Source organism: Rhodococcus sp. NPDC059234 (assembly GCF_042754225.1).
Lineage (GTDB): Bacteria > Actinomycetota > Actinomycetes > Mycobacteriales > Mycobacteriaceae > Rhodococcus_G.
On record NZ_JBHZAH010000046.1, the window covers coordinates 22,142 to 35,640 of the forward strand.

The 13,499-nt window shown below is 70.6% G+C and carries 11 protein-coding genes; 1 reads left to right on the forward strand and 10 read right to left on the reverse strand.

Features of this window, described 5'->3' with window-relative positions:
* Nucleotides 1-6: 6 nt before the first annotated feature.
* Entirely contained in the window at nt 7-450 is a 444-nt protein-coding gene (locus ACFXGJ_RS12240) for a MaoC/PaaZ C-terminal domain-containing protein (RefSeq protein ID WP_378619633.1), read from the reverse strand.
* Between the two features lie 776 nt (nt 451-1,226).
* On the opposite strand from ACFXGJ_RS12240, the gene ACFXGJ_RS12245 reads away from it, so the two are divergent.
* Nucleotides 1,227-2,852: an ABC-F family ATP-binding cassette domain-containing protein gene (locus tag ACFXGJ_RS12245; protein ID WP_378619635.1), complete on the forward strand. Its 1,626-nt coding sequence runs from the start codon at nt 1,227-1,229 to the stop codon at nt 2,850-2,852.
* A gap of 129 nt (nt 2,853-2,981) precedes the next feature.
* Here the strand turns inward: ACFXGJ_RS12245 and ACFXGJ_RS12250 are convergent, their stop codons facing one another.
* The 9 genes from ACFXGJ_RS12250 to ACFXGJ_RS12290 form a co-directional block, all read right to left on the reverse strand.
* Nucleotides 2,982-3,929 carry an ABC transporter substrate-binding protein gene (locus ACFXGJ_RS12250; protein ID WP_378619637.1) on the reverse strand — a complete coding sequence of 316 codons (948 nt, stop codon included), beginning with the start codon at nt 3,927-3,929 and terminating at the stop codon, nt 2,982-2,984.
* Nucleotides 3,930-3,966: 37 nt separating this feature from the next.
* On the reverse strand, nt 3,967-5,058 hold the full coding sequence (locus ACFXGJ_RS12255; protein WP_378619639.1) for an LLM class flavin-dependent oxidoreductase: 1,092 nt from the start codon (nt 5,056-5,058) through the stop codon (nt 3,967-3,969).
* Nucleotides 5,055-6,893 carry a dipeptide ABC transporter ATP-binding protein gene (locus ACFXGJ_RS12260; RefSeq protein ID WP_378619642.1) on the reverse strand — a complete coding sequence of 613 codons (1,839 nt, stop codon included), beginning with the start codon at nt 6,891-6,893 and terminating at the stop codon, nt 5,055-5,057. The genes ACFXGJ_RS12255 and ACFXGJ_RS12260 overlap by 4 nt, the downstream gene beginning before the upstream one ends.
* Entirely contained in the window at nt 6,890-7,720 is an 831-nt protein-coding gene (locus ACFXGJ_RS12265; RefSeq protein ID WP_378619648.1) for an ABC transporter permease, read from the reverse strand. The genes ACFXGJ_RS12260 and ACFXGJ_RS12265 overlap by 4 nt, the downstream gene beginning before the upstream one ends.
* Entirely contained in the window at nt 7,717-8,760 is a 1,044-nt protein-coding gene (locus ACFXGJ_RS12270) for an ABC transporter permease (RefSeq protein WP_378619652.1), read from the reverse strand. The genes ACFXGJ_RS12265 and ACFXGJ_RS12270 overlap by 4 nt, the downstream gene beginning before the upstream one ends.
* Nucleotide 8,761: 1 nt before the next feature.
* Nucleotides 8,762-10,318 (reverse strand): ABC transporter substrate-binding protein, encoded by a 1,557-nt coding sequence (locus ACFXGJ_RS12275; protein ID WP_378619655.1) that lies wholly within the window; start codon nt 10,316-10,318, stop codon nt 8,762-8,764.
* A gap of 97 nt (nt 10,319-10,415) precedes the next feature.
* Complete coding sequence (locus ACFXGJ_RS12280) at nt 10,416-11,123, reverse strand: class II aldolase/adducin family protein (protein ID WP_378619657.1); 708 nt, start codon at nt 11,121-11,123, stop codon at nt 10,416-10,418.
* A 29-nt stretch (nt 11,124-11,152) separates the two neighbouring features.
* Complete coding sequence (locus ACFXGJ_RS12285) at nt 11,153-12,340, reverse strand: LLM class flavin-dependent oxidoreductase (RefSeq protein ID WP_378619660.1); 1,188 nt, start codon at nt 12,338-12,340, stop codon at nt 11,153-11,155.
* Nucleotides 12,337-13,452, reverse strand: coding sequence for an LLM class flavin-dependent oxidoreductase (locus ACFXGJ_RS12290; RefSeq protein ID WP_378619662.1), 1,116 nt, complete (start codon nt 13,450-13,452; stop codon nt 12,337-12,339). Before ACFXGJ_RS12290 ends, ACFXGJ_RS12285 begins: the two co-directional genes overlap by 4 nt.
* Nucleotides 13,453-13,499: the final 47 nt, after the last annotated feature.

The following is a 13,499-nucleotide window of genomic DNA, read 5'->3' on the forward strand; positions in this document are numbered from 1 at the left end:
CTGCCGTCAGGGCCGGCGGTGCAGGTACACCTCGGTGAGCAGGCTGAAGACGTCCCGGCCCTGCGCGTCCGCCAACTGGCCGGTCGTGGTCACCAGCCCGCGGCCGCGATCGTCCAGTTCGACCGAGTCGATCACCATCAGTCCGGTCAGCACGTCACCGGGACGCACGGGACGCAGGAACCGGACGTCCCGCAGCCCGCGCGCGCCGATAACGCTCCAGTGCCGATAGGCACCGAGCACCGCGAGCCGTTGGTAGACGGCCAGGGTGTGCATACCGCTGGCGATGAGTCCGCCGAAGTAGCCGTGCGCGGCCGCCCCCGCGTCGAGATGGGAGTCCTGCGGGTCCCACACGGTCGAGAAGTCCACCATCTCGGCCTCGCTCACCGCGTGCGAGCCCAGATCGATCACGTCACCGACCGTCAGGTCCTCGGCGTACTTCACCTCGTCCATGCCTCGATACTGCCAGGCGCAGCAGCCGGGTCCTACGGGGCGGCCGACCAGGCCCGCCGTGATTTCCAACTCACCACCAACCCGCGGCGAGGAATGCTCGCGCCGAATTCGCCGCAGCCGAATCCGCCGATCCGCAACACACGACGTCGCGTTCCGATCTCCCGGAGGACTTCGCCCAGGCCACCAATGCAGTTGGAAATCAACAGTTTTCAGCCAGTTCATCCCCGTAGGGCGGCGCGGCCCGATTGTCGGAGCACGAGATCGGATCCGACATGCGGAGGTGACCGACGGGAACACCGCGCGGACTCCTCCCGGAGCGTGGCTGATAGATTGACCGTCATGGAGATCGAGGTCGACAGAATCTAGCCACCGAACTGCCGGTGGCCTTTGCCGAGTGGGTGCGGATCGCACCCCGGTGAACGACCTCGCCCATACGTCATGGGTTGTTGCCGTACGCACAGTTGTGCGATCGGGCCAGCCCATTCGACCGAGCGTATTCCGGCACGTTCGCGCTGCACCGATCAGCGTCACGTCTGCGCACAGAGCACCTTCCGATCGCCCTCGAACGGACACGTCGACGAGGTCGCACGGAGACCGCACGCCAAGGGAATTCGAGAAGCAGGGCTCCGCCAACTCGGCACAGCCGCCGATGCGGCATGCGGACAAACCGCACGCCCGTGACTCGAGCCGGGCGCCGAGGGGCCGACGCCGATCGACACCTGACCCACCGACCTGCATCGCCCGCTCGCCACGAGCGGTTGAAGGAGAACGCACCCATGTCCACGACCTCAGCCGTCACCCTCAGAGATCTCACCTTCGAATGGCCTGACGGCACTGTCGCGATCGACCGCCTCAGCGGCACCTTCACCGCGGGCCGCACAGGACTCGTCGGCCGCAACGGCGCCGGCAAGTCCACCCTGCTGCGGCTGATCGCCGGCCTGCTGCATCCCACGTCGGGGCAGGTCGACACGGTGGGCGACGTCGGATACCTTCCCCAGACACTCACACTCGGGAAGAACTCGACAGTCGCTGAACTGCTCGGCATCGACGGCATCCTCACCGCGCTCCGGGCGATCGAGTCCGGAGATGTCGCCGCGCATCGGTTCGACACCGTCGGCGACGCCTGGGACATCGAGGCACGTGCCGACGAGGCCCTGCACGAGATCGGGTTCACCGCGGCGGACCTCGACCGCCGAGTCGACGAGGTGTCCGGTGGCGAGGCGATGCTCATCGCCATCACAGGCCTGCGGATCCGCCGCACCCCGATCACACTGCTCGACGAACCCACGAACAACCTCGACCGCCCCACCCGTGCCAAGCTCGCCGAGTTCGTCGATGCCTGGCCGGGCACGCTCATCGTCGTCAGCCACGACCTGGAACTGCTCGAACACATGGATCACACAGCCGAGTTGCACGCCGGGCGCCTCGACGTGTTCGGCGGCCCCTACGGTGCGTGGAAGGAGCATCGCGAGCAGGAACAGGCGGCGGCCGTCCAGGCTGCCCGCTCCGCCCAACAGGCGCTCAGGGTCGAGAAGCGTCAGCGGATCGAGGCCGAGACCAAATTGGCCCGCCGCGAACGTACAGCCAAGAAGACCCAGAGAGACGGCGGGATTCCCAAGATCTTGGCAGGGAATCGAGCCAGCAAGGCTCAGGCGTCCGCGGGGTCCATGCGTTCGACGCTCGACGCCAAGGTCGACGCCGCCCAGGCCGCCGTCGATGCCGCCGACTTGCGCGTGCGAGGGGACGAACACATCCACCTCGTCCTCCCCGACCCGGACGTGCCGCGGAGTCGGCGCCTCGCCGAACTCAGCGACGCAGACAGCACAATCGTGATCCAGGGTCCCGAGCGCGTCGCGCTCGTCGGACCCAACGGTGCCGGCAAGTCGACGCTCCTCGAACAACTCGTCGCCGGCACCACCACCGACCCGGCGCGGGCGCAGGGTGTGCTGCTCACCGAACGAGTCGGGTACCTCCCGCAGCGACTCGACAACCTCGACGAAGAAGCGAGCGCGCTGGAGAACGTGCAGGACGTCGCGCGCAGCACACCAGTCGGCACCATTCGCAATCAGCTCGCCCGCCTGCTGCTCAGAGGGAGCAGCGTCGACCGTCCCGTCGCCACCCTCTCCGGTGGCGAACGGTTCCGTGTCTCGCTCGCGAGGCTGCTCCTGGCAGATCCGCCCGCACAATTGCTGATCCTCGACGAGCCGACGAACAACCTCGACATCTCCAGCGTCGAGCAACTCGCCGAGGCACTCGACGGCTACGGCGGTGCGATTCTGATCGTCAGCCACGACTACGAGTTCCTGCGCAGGGTCGGGATCGACATCGCCGTGGAACTCGACGAGAGCGGACGGATCCGTCATCTCGGAACACTGAGCACCGCATCAGATGCGGAGGCGTGACGTGACTTCCGGGTCTGCTGGTTCGCGCGTCCCCGCGGGCTGGGGCTGAACAGCGTCCGGCACCGGCCGGGTGATCGGTGCGGGTCGACGCGGGGACCGTTGACCCGCACCGCGAGGATTTCACCGATCCTAGGCCCGCACTCCGGACCGACTCGCCTCGACGACCTCGCCGATCCAGGGAACGACGGCCGAACGCACGTCGACCGTGCGCGCCAGCAAACCGTTGGCGGCCAACAGGTCCGCGGTGTGCTGTTGCTCGTCGAGGAAGGACTCCCCGACGGGGGCGACGCCCCACGGCCGTCCGCGCAGCGCGTTCTCCCACTGGTCCAGGTCGGCCTTCCCGCCGCGGGCGAGGGTGTCGTCGACGAAGTACTGCGCGGCCTCGCGGGGGTTCGCCTCGATCCACGCGTCGGATTCCTGCAGCGCGGCGACGACCGCCTCGAGGGCCTCGCGGTTGGTTTCCGCGAACTCGCGGCTGGTGAACCACAGCGACGGGTGGCTGAACAGCGACTCGGTGCCGACGAGGGTGCGCACCTCGTGCTCGCTCTCGAGCGCGTCGAGTCCGGGGTACGACCCCACCCAGGCGTCGAGCTCGCCCGCGAGCAGCGCGGCGCCGCCCTCCCGCACGCCGGTGTCGATCGGCTCGACGTCCGCCCAGGTCAGCCCCACCTGGTCCAGGGCGATCAGCAGCAGGCTGGTCTGCCAGGAGCCGTGCGCGATGCCGACCCGCTTGCCCGACAGGTCAGCGACGGTCTCGATGCCGGAGCCGGCGAGAGCCACCAGGCGACCGTTCTCGATGCGCGGGCCCGAGACACCGACGTAGACCACGTCGTGCCCCTTGGCGAGCGCGGTGATCGGCGGGGTGAAGCCGGTGCCGATGACGTCGTAGCCGCCGTCGTCGAACAGCCAGTCGGAGTGGAGGCTCGGCAGCGCGGCCGTCACGTCCACCGGTTCGGCCTCCGGAAGTGCGCGAAGGTCGACCCATTCCACATCGGGCAGGGCGCGCTCGAGGATGCCGCGGTGACGCAGGACGAACAGCGAGTTGTTGTGCGGGAAGTAGCCGACACGAATGCTCATTTTCGGGAGTCTCCTTCGAAAGTTGTTGGGTGGAAGCTCAGTTGGCGGTGACGAGGTCGTTCTCGAGCAGCGGCAGCACGTCCCGGGCGATGCGCTGCGTCTCCTCGACGTAGGGCCAGTTCTGCAGGATGAAGGCGTCGATGCCGGCCTCGCGGTAGCCGCGCAGGCGCGCGGCTACGGTCTCGGGGTCGCCGACGATGGCCAGGCCCGGGCCGACGCGCAGCAGCCCGAAACCGGTCCAGATGTCCGGTTCGATCTCCAGGTCGCGGGCGTGCTCGGGGCGCTTGCGCTCGTGGAAGCCGAGCTGCCGGTGCTGACCCACCGAGTCGCCTGCGGCCAGACCCGCGAGGAACTGCTCGATGAAGCCGTCGTCGGCCTGGTCGAGCAGTTCCTGGGCCGCGGCCCAGGCCTGTTCCTTGGTGTCCCGGACGATGACGTTGAACTGGCAGCCGACCCTGATCTCGCGGCCGTGCCGGGCCGCGGCCGCCCGGGCCTTGCCGATCTTCTCGGTGAGCAGGTCGATCGGCTCGCCCCAGGTGGCGTACACGTCGGCGTGCTTGCCCGCGACCTCGATCGCGGCATCGGACGACCCGCCGAACCAGATCGCCGGGTACGGCTTCTGCACCGGCCGGATCCCGGTGAAGCCCTCGTGGATGGAGATGAACTCGCCGTCGAAGTTCACCTTCTCCCCGGAGATCAAGCCGCGGTACACGTGCAGGAACTCGTCGGTGTACCGGTAGCGCGCGTCGTGGTCGAGGGTGACCCCGGCGGACGCGGTGCCGCCCGAACGCCCCGGGGTGGACGCGGACCCGGTCACGATGTTCGTCAGGATCCGCCCGTTGGACAGCTCGTCGAAGGTCGCGACCTGCTTGGCCAGCGTCGCGGGGGTGGTCACCGACGGGTGGACGGCGAGCAGGAACTTCATCCGGCTGGTCTCGGGGATGACCGCGGCCGAGGTGACCCACGGGTCCGGTCCGGCGGCGATGCCGGTGGCGACCAGCGCCCCCGCGTACCCGCCCTCGTCGATGGCGCGGGCGTCCCTCGTCAGGTGCTCGAGGCCCCCGGAGTGGTTCTCCCACGGGTACTGCGCGGGCGAGGAGGACAGGAAACTGTAGATCTCGGTGGTCATGCGACCTCTCCTTGTATGTGGTCTCGAAGACTCGGGGAATCGCCGACAAGTCGTTGCGTGTAGGGGCTGAGGGGGTTGTCGAGGACGTCCGCGACCGGTCCCTGCTCGACGACGCGACCGTCGCGCAGCACCAGCACCCGATCGGCCACCGCCCGGACGACACCCAGGTCGTGGGTGACGAACAGCAGCGACAGCCCGTCCTGCTGCAGCCCGCGCAGCAGCCCGAGCACCGCCGCCTGCACGGAAACGTCCAGGGCCGAGGTGATCTCGTCGCAGATGAGCAGGTCCGGCTCGCAGAGCAGGGCTCGCGCGACGGCGACGCGTTGCCGCTCGCCGCCGGACAGGTTGCGCGGCAGCAGGTCCGCGACCCGCGGCGCGAGCTCGACCCGGTCGAGGATCGCCGCGACCCGCCGGTCCGCCTCCGTTCGATCGACCGGCTCGAAGTGCCGCACCACCGAGCGCAGCGTGCGTCCGACCGTCAGCCGTGGGTTCAGCGCCCGCTGGGGATTCTGGAACACCAGCTGCACGGCCTTGCGGACCCCCGGGGTTCGCCGGCGGGCGCGGCTCGGGACAGCGACGCCGGCGAGGGTCACGGTCGCGTCGAAGTGCTCGCCGATGCCCGCGAGCCCGCGGGCGAGGGTGGTCTTGCCGGACCCCGACTCCCCCACCACCGCAAGGCATTCCCCGACGCCGACGTGCAGCGAGACGTCCCTGAGCACGTGCGCGCGGCCGTAGTGGGCGTTCGCGTTCTCGACCACCAGCAGCGGCGCGGCGCCCGCCGCGGCCGGCGCCGGGGCGAACAGCGGTGCAGGCGTTCGCGAGTGCGCCCCCGCGAGGGCGGTGTGCACGCAGGCGGCCCGCTGGTCGGGCCCGACCAGCACCGACGTCGGGACCGCGCGCTCGCACTCGTCGGTGGCCAACGCGCATCGCGGCGCGAATGCGCAGCCCGCCGGGCGCTGGCCCGGTGCCGGCGCCCGGCCCGGGATCGGCACCAGCGCGGTACGCACCGCGACGTCGGGGATCGCGGCGAGCAGTCCCCGGGTGTACGGGTGTGCGGGCGAGGCGAACAGCGCGTCGCGGGAGGCCCGCTCGACCACCCGCCCGGCGTAGAGCACCAGAACCCGATCGGCGACGTCCTTGACCACCGCGAGGTCGTGCGAGACGTACACCGCCGCGACGCGGTGCCGGGTGCACAGCTCGCGCAGCGTTTCGAGGATCCGGGCCTGGGTGGTCACGTCCAGGGCCGTGGTCGGTTCGTCGAGCACCACCAGCGTCGGCCGAGGCAGAAAGGCCGCCGCGATCACCACGCGCTGCTGCTGACCGCCCGAGAGCTGGTGCGGGTACCGGCGCTGGAAGTCCGCGTCCGCGGGGAGCCCGACGTCGGCGAGCACGTCCGCGATCCGCTCGTCGGCCTCCTCGGCGCTCAACTCCGGAAGGTGCTGTGCGAGAGTCGTTCTCAGCAGCGATTCGATCCGCTGACCGGGGTCGAGCGCCGATCCCGGGTCCTGCGGCACGTACGCGACCGCTCGACCCCGCACCGTCTGCAGGGCGCGCTCGTCCAGCGCGAGGACGTCGACGCCGCCGACCAGAACGCGTCCGGACCGAATGTGCGCGCCGGGCCGGGCGTAGCCGAGCAGCGCGGTGCCGACGGTGGTCTTACCGGACCCGGACTCGCCGACCAGACCGAGCACCTCCCCCGCGGACAGGCCGAAGCCGACCCCGCTGACGATCTCGGCGCCGCCGTCGAGGACCACGGTCAGATCGTCGACGACCACGGCGAATCCGGGCGGCTCCGCGGACTCCGTCTCCGCCGCCTCGTGCAGTCCGATGCTCATCGGAGTGTCTCCTTCCCGACGCGCGCCCGCGTCACCGGCGGGCGCAGGCCCTCCGCGAAGCTGTTGGTCCCCAACGCGAACAGAGCGATGAACAGGACCGGAGCGATCACCGCCCAGGGTTGGATGCGCATGCCGTTGCGGTTCTCGTTGACCATCAGGCCCCAGTCGGCGGCCGGTGCCTCGACGCCGTAGCCGAGGAAGCTGATCGCTCCGAGAATCCCGACCGCCCAGGTGAGCATCGTGCCGAGGTGAACGAGCAACGGCGAAAGGATGTTCGGCAGCACCTCGGCGCAGAGGATCCGCCGGCGCGGGTAGCCGAGCATCTCGGCGACCTCCACGTACTCCTGGCCGACCACGTCCAGCGTCGAGGCCCGTGCCAGCCGGACCACGCCCGGCAGAAACGCGAGGACCACAGTCGCGACGATCAGCCACTCGCTGCGGCCGAGCATCGAGACGACGAGCAGGACCAGCACGATGTTCGGAAAGGCGAGCAGCACGTCCGCCAGCCACACCACGGCCTGGTCGACTCTGCCGCGCAGGTACCCCGACAGCATCCCGACCGCGCTGCCGAGGAGGATCGCGGCGACCGAGGCGAGCACCGTCATCCAGATCAGCGAGAACCCGCCGTGCAGGGTCCGCGAGAGGACGTCCCGCCCGAGGAAGTCGTAGCCGAGCGGCGCGCCCGATTCCGGCGCCCCGTAGGTCTGCCCGAGCAACTCCTCCTCGCGGTGCGGCGCCAGCCACGGTCCGAGGAACCCGACGGCCAGGACCACCAGGGTCAGCGCGAGGCCGACCCTCGCCTGCCCGCTCCGCCACCACCCGGTCATGCGGTCCTCCCGGTGATGCCGTTGGTGCCGGACGCGGTGCGCAGGCGCGGGGTGAGCAGGACGGTCGCGAGGTCGGCGGCCAGGTTGATCAGCACCACCGCGGTCGCGACGACGAGGACGCAGGCCTGGATCACCGGCAGGTCGCGCATGCCGACCGCCCCGTCCAGCCCGCTGCCGATGCCCGGATAGCTGAAGGCCACCTCGATGACGACGGTGCCGCCGACGAGCACGCTCAGCGTCAAGGCGAACGCCTGGATTGCGGGGATCAGCGCGTTCGGGAGGACGTGCCTGCGCAGGACGGTGCGAAAGTCTGTGCCGCGCAACCGGGCCGCGAGCACGTACTCGGACTCGAGCACCTCGACCACCGAGGCCCGCACCTGCCGTAGCAGGTACGGCACGGCGCCGGCGATCAACGCGAGCGCGGGCAGCACCAGGTACTGCGGCTGTGCGAGCGCGGGCAGGTTCGGATCCAGCAGGGAGGCCGCGGGCAGGATGTCGAACACGGAGGTGGCGAACACCAGCACCAGCACCACGGCGAGCACGAACCCGGGGATCGCCTTGAAGAAGACTGCGGTGTTGACCACCGCTCGGTCGATCCAACTGTCGCGACGAACGGCCGCGTACACGCCGAGGCCCAGCGCCAGCGGCACCGAGAACACCAGCACGACGGCGAGCAGGCTCAGCGTGTTCGCCAGCCACCCACCGACCAGCGTGGTGATCGGCACCGCCGAGTCCAACGACGCCCCGAAGTCCAGGCGCACCGCGGAACCGAGCCACCGCAGGTACTGCTCCCAGATCGGGTCCCCGAGACCGAGTTTGCCCTGCAGGGTCGCGATGGCCTCCGGTCGAGCGTCCGGACCGAGGATGGTGCGGGCGGGGTCGGACGGCAGCGCAACGGTCGCGGCGAACACGATCATCGAGATCACCGCGACCGCGAGGGCCCCGGACAGGGCCCGGCGCAGAAACCAGCCCAGCCACGGTGGCCGGCGTCCGAGGACCCCGGCCACCGGGCCCGCGGAGTCGACCGCGACGGTGGCCAACTCAGCTCACCCAGAGCTTGTCGAAACGCCAGGTCGGGAAGTGCGAGTGCTCCTCGACGACCCCGCCGACGTTGCTTCGGTACGCGTCCACCGAATCGACGTAGCCCCAGACGATCTCGCCACCCTGATCGTGGAAGATCTGCTCCATCTCCTTGGCCAACGGTTTGCGCAGGTCCTCGTTCGGCTGGCTGGTCAGCTGCTCGTACAACTCGTTGTAGCGCGGGCTGTCGAAGTGCGTCGGGTTCACCGGCGCGTTCGGGGTGTAGTACCGGGCCCGGCTGGCGAGCGGATTCTGCGGGGCCCCGGTCGGGACGCTGGCGACCCACTGGTCGCGGTCGGGCCCGTTGAAGGTGGCGCTGTCGACCTGCCTGATGTTGACGGTGACGCCCGCCTTGCGCGCCTGCTCGGCGATCACCGCGGCCGAGGCCGACGCGTTCGGGGTGGGTCCGACGGTCAGGTCGAAGGCCAGGTTCTGCCGACCGGCCTCGGCGAGCAGCTTCCTGGCCCGGTCGAGGTCCTGCGTTCGCTGCGGGATGTCGGTGGGGAAGGTCGGATCGTCCGGCGAGAACAGGTCGTTCGCCACCCTGCCGTACCCGCCGAGTGCCCGCTTCACCAGTTCGTCGCGGTCGAGGATGTACTTGAACGCCTCGGCGACCCGGGGATCGTTGAACGGCTCCTTCGCCAGGTTGAGGTTGACCCCGATCGCACCACCGGTGTGGTTGACGAGGAGCTTGATCTTCGGGTCGTTCTCGAGCACCCGGAACTGCTCCGCACTGACCCGGTCCGCGGTGTCGATCTGGCCGGCCTGCAGCGCGGCGACACGGGCACCGTCGTCCTTGAAGTCGATGATCTCGAGCTCGTCGGGGTACGGGGCGCCCTCACGGAAGTAGTTGTCGAAGCGGGTGAACACCGACCGCTGACCGGGGGTGTACTCCTTGATCTTGTACGGTCCCGCGCCGACCGGGTTGGTGACCGGGTCGAAGTCTGTCGGGACGACGCCGCCGAAGTTCACGAACACCGACGGGAACGCCACGTACCCGCGCCCGCCGACGAAGCGCACCGCCACCGTCCGGTCGTCGAGCTTCTCGAGCGCGCCCGCGTCGACGAACGGGTCCCGCACGGCCGAACCGGTTTTCGGGTCCTGGATCCGCCGGATCGTGTGGATCAGGTCGTCCGCGGTGACGGTCTTGCCGTGATGGAACTCGAGCCCGTCGCGCAGCCGCACCGTCCACACCGAGGCGTCGGCATTCGGCTCGGCGAACTCGGCGAGCGCGAGCTGGGTCTGCATCTGGGAGTTCCACTCCCACGGCTTCGCGTACAGCGCGAATCCCCGGATGATGCTGCCGTAGCCGACGGCGACGTGCGGGTCGAGGTTGCCCTTCTGATTGCCGTCGACCACGCCCATCCGCAACCTGCCGCCACGCACCGGCTGCCCGCCCGCGGCGGACTCGCCTGCCGCTCCCGTGGCACAGGCCGCGAGGCTCCCGCCGAGGAGCAGGCCGGCGCCGACGGCACCCGAACCCAGGAGGAAGCGACGGCGGGAAACGATGAGACTCACTGATGTCCTTCTTGATCGGGAGGGAATGCGGCTTCGCCGCAGTGGTGCGGTTACGGAGCCCAGGGACTCTGCAACCGCACCACTGCGCGTCGGCGCATCAGACCAGGCCGCGCTCGCGGGCCCGCTCGAGCAGGCCGCTGCGGCCCCACTGGGCTACGAGGTTGGTCGGGTCGAATTCGACGGTGCCGCCGACGGACTCGCCGATGGCCTGGTACCGGGCGCCCTCCTCGAGCAGCACGACGAACTTGGCCAGTTCGAGGAGCCCGTCGCGGCCGATGACGTTCACGCCGCCGTTGGCCTCGAAGATCGCGACCAGGTCGGGGTCGCGGACCAGCTCGCCGAGGATGAACTCACCGGCGCCGATGCTGCGATCGATGTGCGGCGGGATGGAACGCGACAGGGTCAGCCGCTGCGAGGCCGCGTACCGGATCGGCAGCGGCTGGTGGGTCTGTGCGAACCCGCCCAGCCACGGGGTGTGCACGTGCACCACCGAGGTGATCTCGGGGTGGCGGCGGAACAGGTCGGCGTAGGCGGAGACGAAGCCCGCCGAGCCGGTGCCGGCGAGCACCTCTCCGTCGAAGGTCGCGACCACTGGCTGCGCGATCGGGTCGTCGGCCCACGGGCCGGGCTCGTTGAGGGCGACGGCGATCTCCTCGCCGGGCACCCGCTCGACGAAGTTGACGGTGCCGTTCGCGGAGACGGTGCCGGTGTCCCGGAACACCCGGAACGCCTTCTGCGCGTCGCGGGCGGTGGCGTCGACGAAGGCGGAAATGGTCTCGCTGATACGGGGTTCGGTGGTGGTCATGGTTTCTCTCCTGTTGATTCGACGGCGGGTCAGGGGGTGAGCAACGGTGCGCGGTTGTCGAGTCCGTGGACTCGGGAAGCGCGCACGGGCGGCGGAGCCGCCTGGAGGAGCGGGAGGACCTCCTCGCCGACGCGGTAGGCCTCCTCGAGGTGCGGGTTGCCGGCGAGAATGAACGAGTCGACGCCGAGGGCACGCAGCTCGTCGAGTCGCTGGGCGACCTGCTCGTAGCTGCCGACCAGCCCGAAGGCGGGGCCGCCGCGGATGAGGCTGAACCCGCACCACACGTTCGGCTGGACCTCCAGGTCGCGGTAGCCGGTGATGGTCTCGGGCACCCAGCCGGCGATCCGCGCGGCGCCGACCGAGTCGCCCTGGGCGGCCCGGTTCGCGGCCTCGCGGTCCACGAACGCCCAGCCCTTCTCGATCTCCGCCCAGGCCGCCTCCTCGGTGTGCCGGGCGACGATGTCGATGCGGACCGCGAACTTCGGTGTGCGCCCCAGCTTCTCGGCGTGCGCTCGGACGCCGTCGAACTTCGCCCGCAGGTCCGCGAACGGCTCGAGCCAGGACAGGTAGTAGTCGCTGTGCAGCCCGGCCGCGTTCACCGCGGCGGCCGAGGATCCCGAGAAGTACACCTCCGGGAACGGCTGACCGGCCAGCCCGGGCGGCAGCGCGGCCCCGTCGGTCCGGAAGAACCGGCCGTCGTAGTCGTACGGGTCGCCGTCCCACACCCCGCGCAGCACGTCCAGGAACTCGCTGGTGCGCGCGTAGCGGTCGTCGTGGTCGACCTTGTCGCCCCACCACAGCTGCGCCGGTCCCCCGCCGCCGCTGATGATGTTGTAGACCAGCCGGCCGCCGGTGGCCCGCTGCAGGCTCGCCGACATCCGGGCGGCCTGCACGGGATGCAGGAAGCCGGGCTGGAAGGCCACCATGAAGCGGTAGGTGCTGGTCTCGCGGGCCAGCGCCGACGCGAGCGCCCACGGGTCCTCGGTGACCGGGAACGAGGGCAGCAGACCCCCGACGAACCCCGCCGACTCCGACGCCTTCGCGACCGCCGCGACGTGGTCGACGTAGCTGTAGCCGTCGAGTTCGCCGCCGCGGATCGCGGGGGCGATGTTGCCGGGACCGTAGCCGTTCGCGTTGCCGCGGTTGTAGCGACGGGGCGTGCGCAGCGACGCGTGGTCGCCCTCCATCCCGATGCGCCAGTAGAAGTCGATGCTCATGCGGTGGCCTCCTGACCGTGACGGGGGGCGTGGCCGAGGGTGCGACCGGCGGGGTCGACGAGGTGCAGCAGGTGCTCGCCGGCGCGGTGCACCTCCTCGATGTGCGGATGCCCGGACAGCACGACGGTCTCGATGCCGGCCTCGATGTAGCCCGAGAGCTGCTCCGCCACCTGCTCGTAGCTGCCGACCAGGCCGATCGGCTGGTCGTAGCCGATCTCGGTGAAGCCGGCCCAGCGGCCGTCGCCGAGGTCGAGGGAGCGCGCACCGACGCCGTCGGAGTGCACCTCCTGCCACTGCCGCTGCGCCCGCGCCCAGGCCTCGTCCTCGCTCTCGCGGGCGATGATCGGCAGCTCCAGCCCGGCCCGGACGGTGCGGCCGGCCGCCGCCGCGCGCCGACGGAGCGAGTCGACGGACGCCGCGACGCCGTCGACGGTCTCGGTGAACACGTGCACGTCCGCGTGCCGCGCCGACAGCTCCAGGGCCTCCTCCGAGGATCCGGAGAGGTGGACGGTCGGGAACGGCAACCCGGACAGGATGCCGCGGAATCCGCCGTCGATCACGTCGAAGTACTCCCCCGCGAACTGGAAGTCGGTGCCAGCGAACCCGGCCCCGGCCACCGGCGCCTCGTTCCACACGCCGCGGGCGACGGACAGGAACTCCGCCGCACGCGCGTAGCGGTCGACCCCGGTGACGCGGTCGCCGCGTGCACGGGCGTCGGCCTCGTCGGTCTCGACGTGCAGTCGCCACGAGAGGCGGCCGGCCGAGAGCCGCTGCAGCGTCGCGGACACCTTCGCCGCGTACACCGGGGTGCCGAACGCGGGGTGGAACTCCACGACCACCCCGGCGTGCCGGGTCTCCCGCAGCGCGCCGCCCGCCACGATCCAGGACTCCTCGCCGAGCGGGTCGTAGGGCGCGAGCACCCCGTCGAGCCCGGACAGTTCGGCGGCGAGCACCACCTGCGACAGCTCGTCGAACGGCCCGAAGTTGCCGGGCCGCAGGTCCGTCGCCGGGGTGGGCACCCGCGGGCCGCCGAAGCCGCCGCGGTTGCGCGCACCCGGCGCCGCGTGCCTGCCGTCGCCGCGCGACGGCAGGCGCCAGACGAACTCGGTCATGACGCTTTCTCTTAATTAGACACCAGTTCCCTCGAGAGATTTATAGT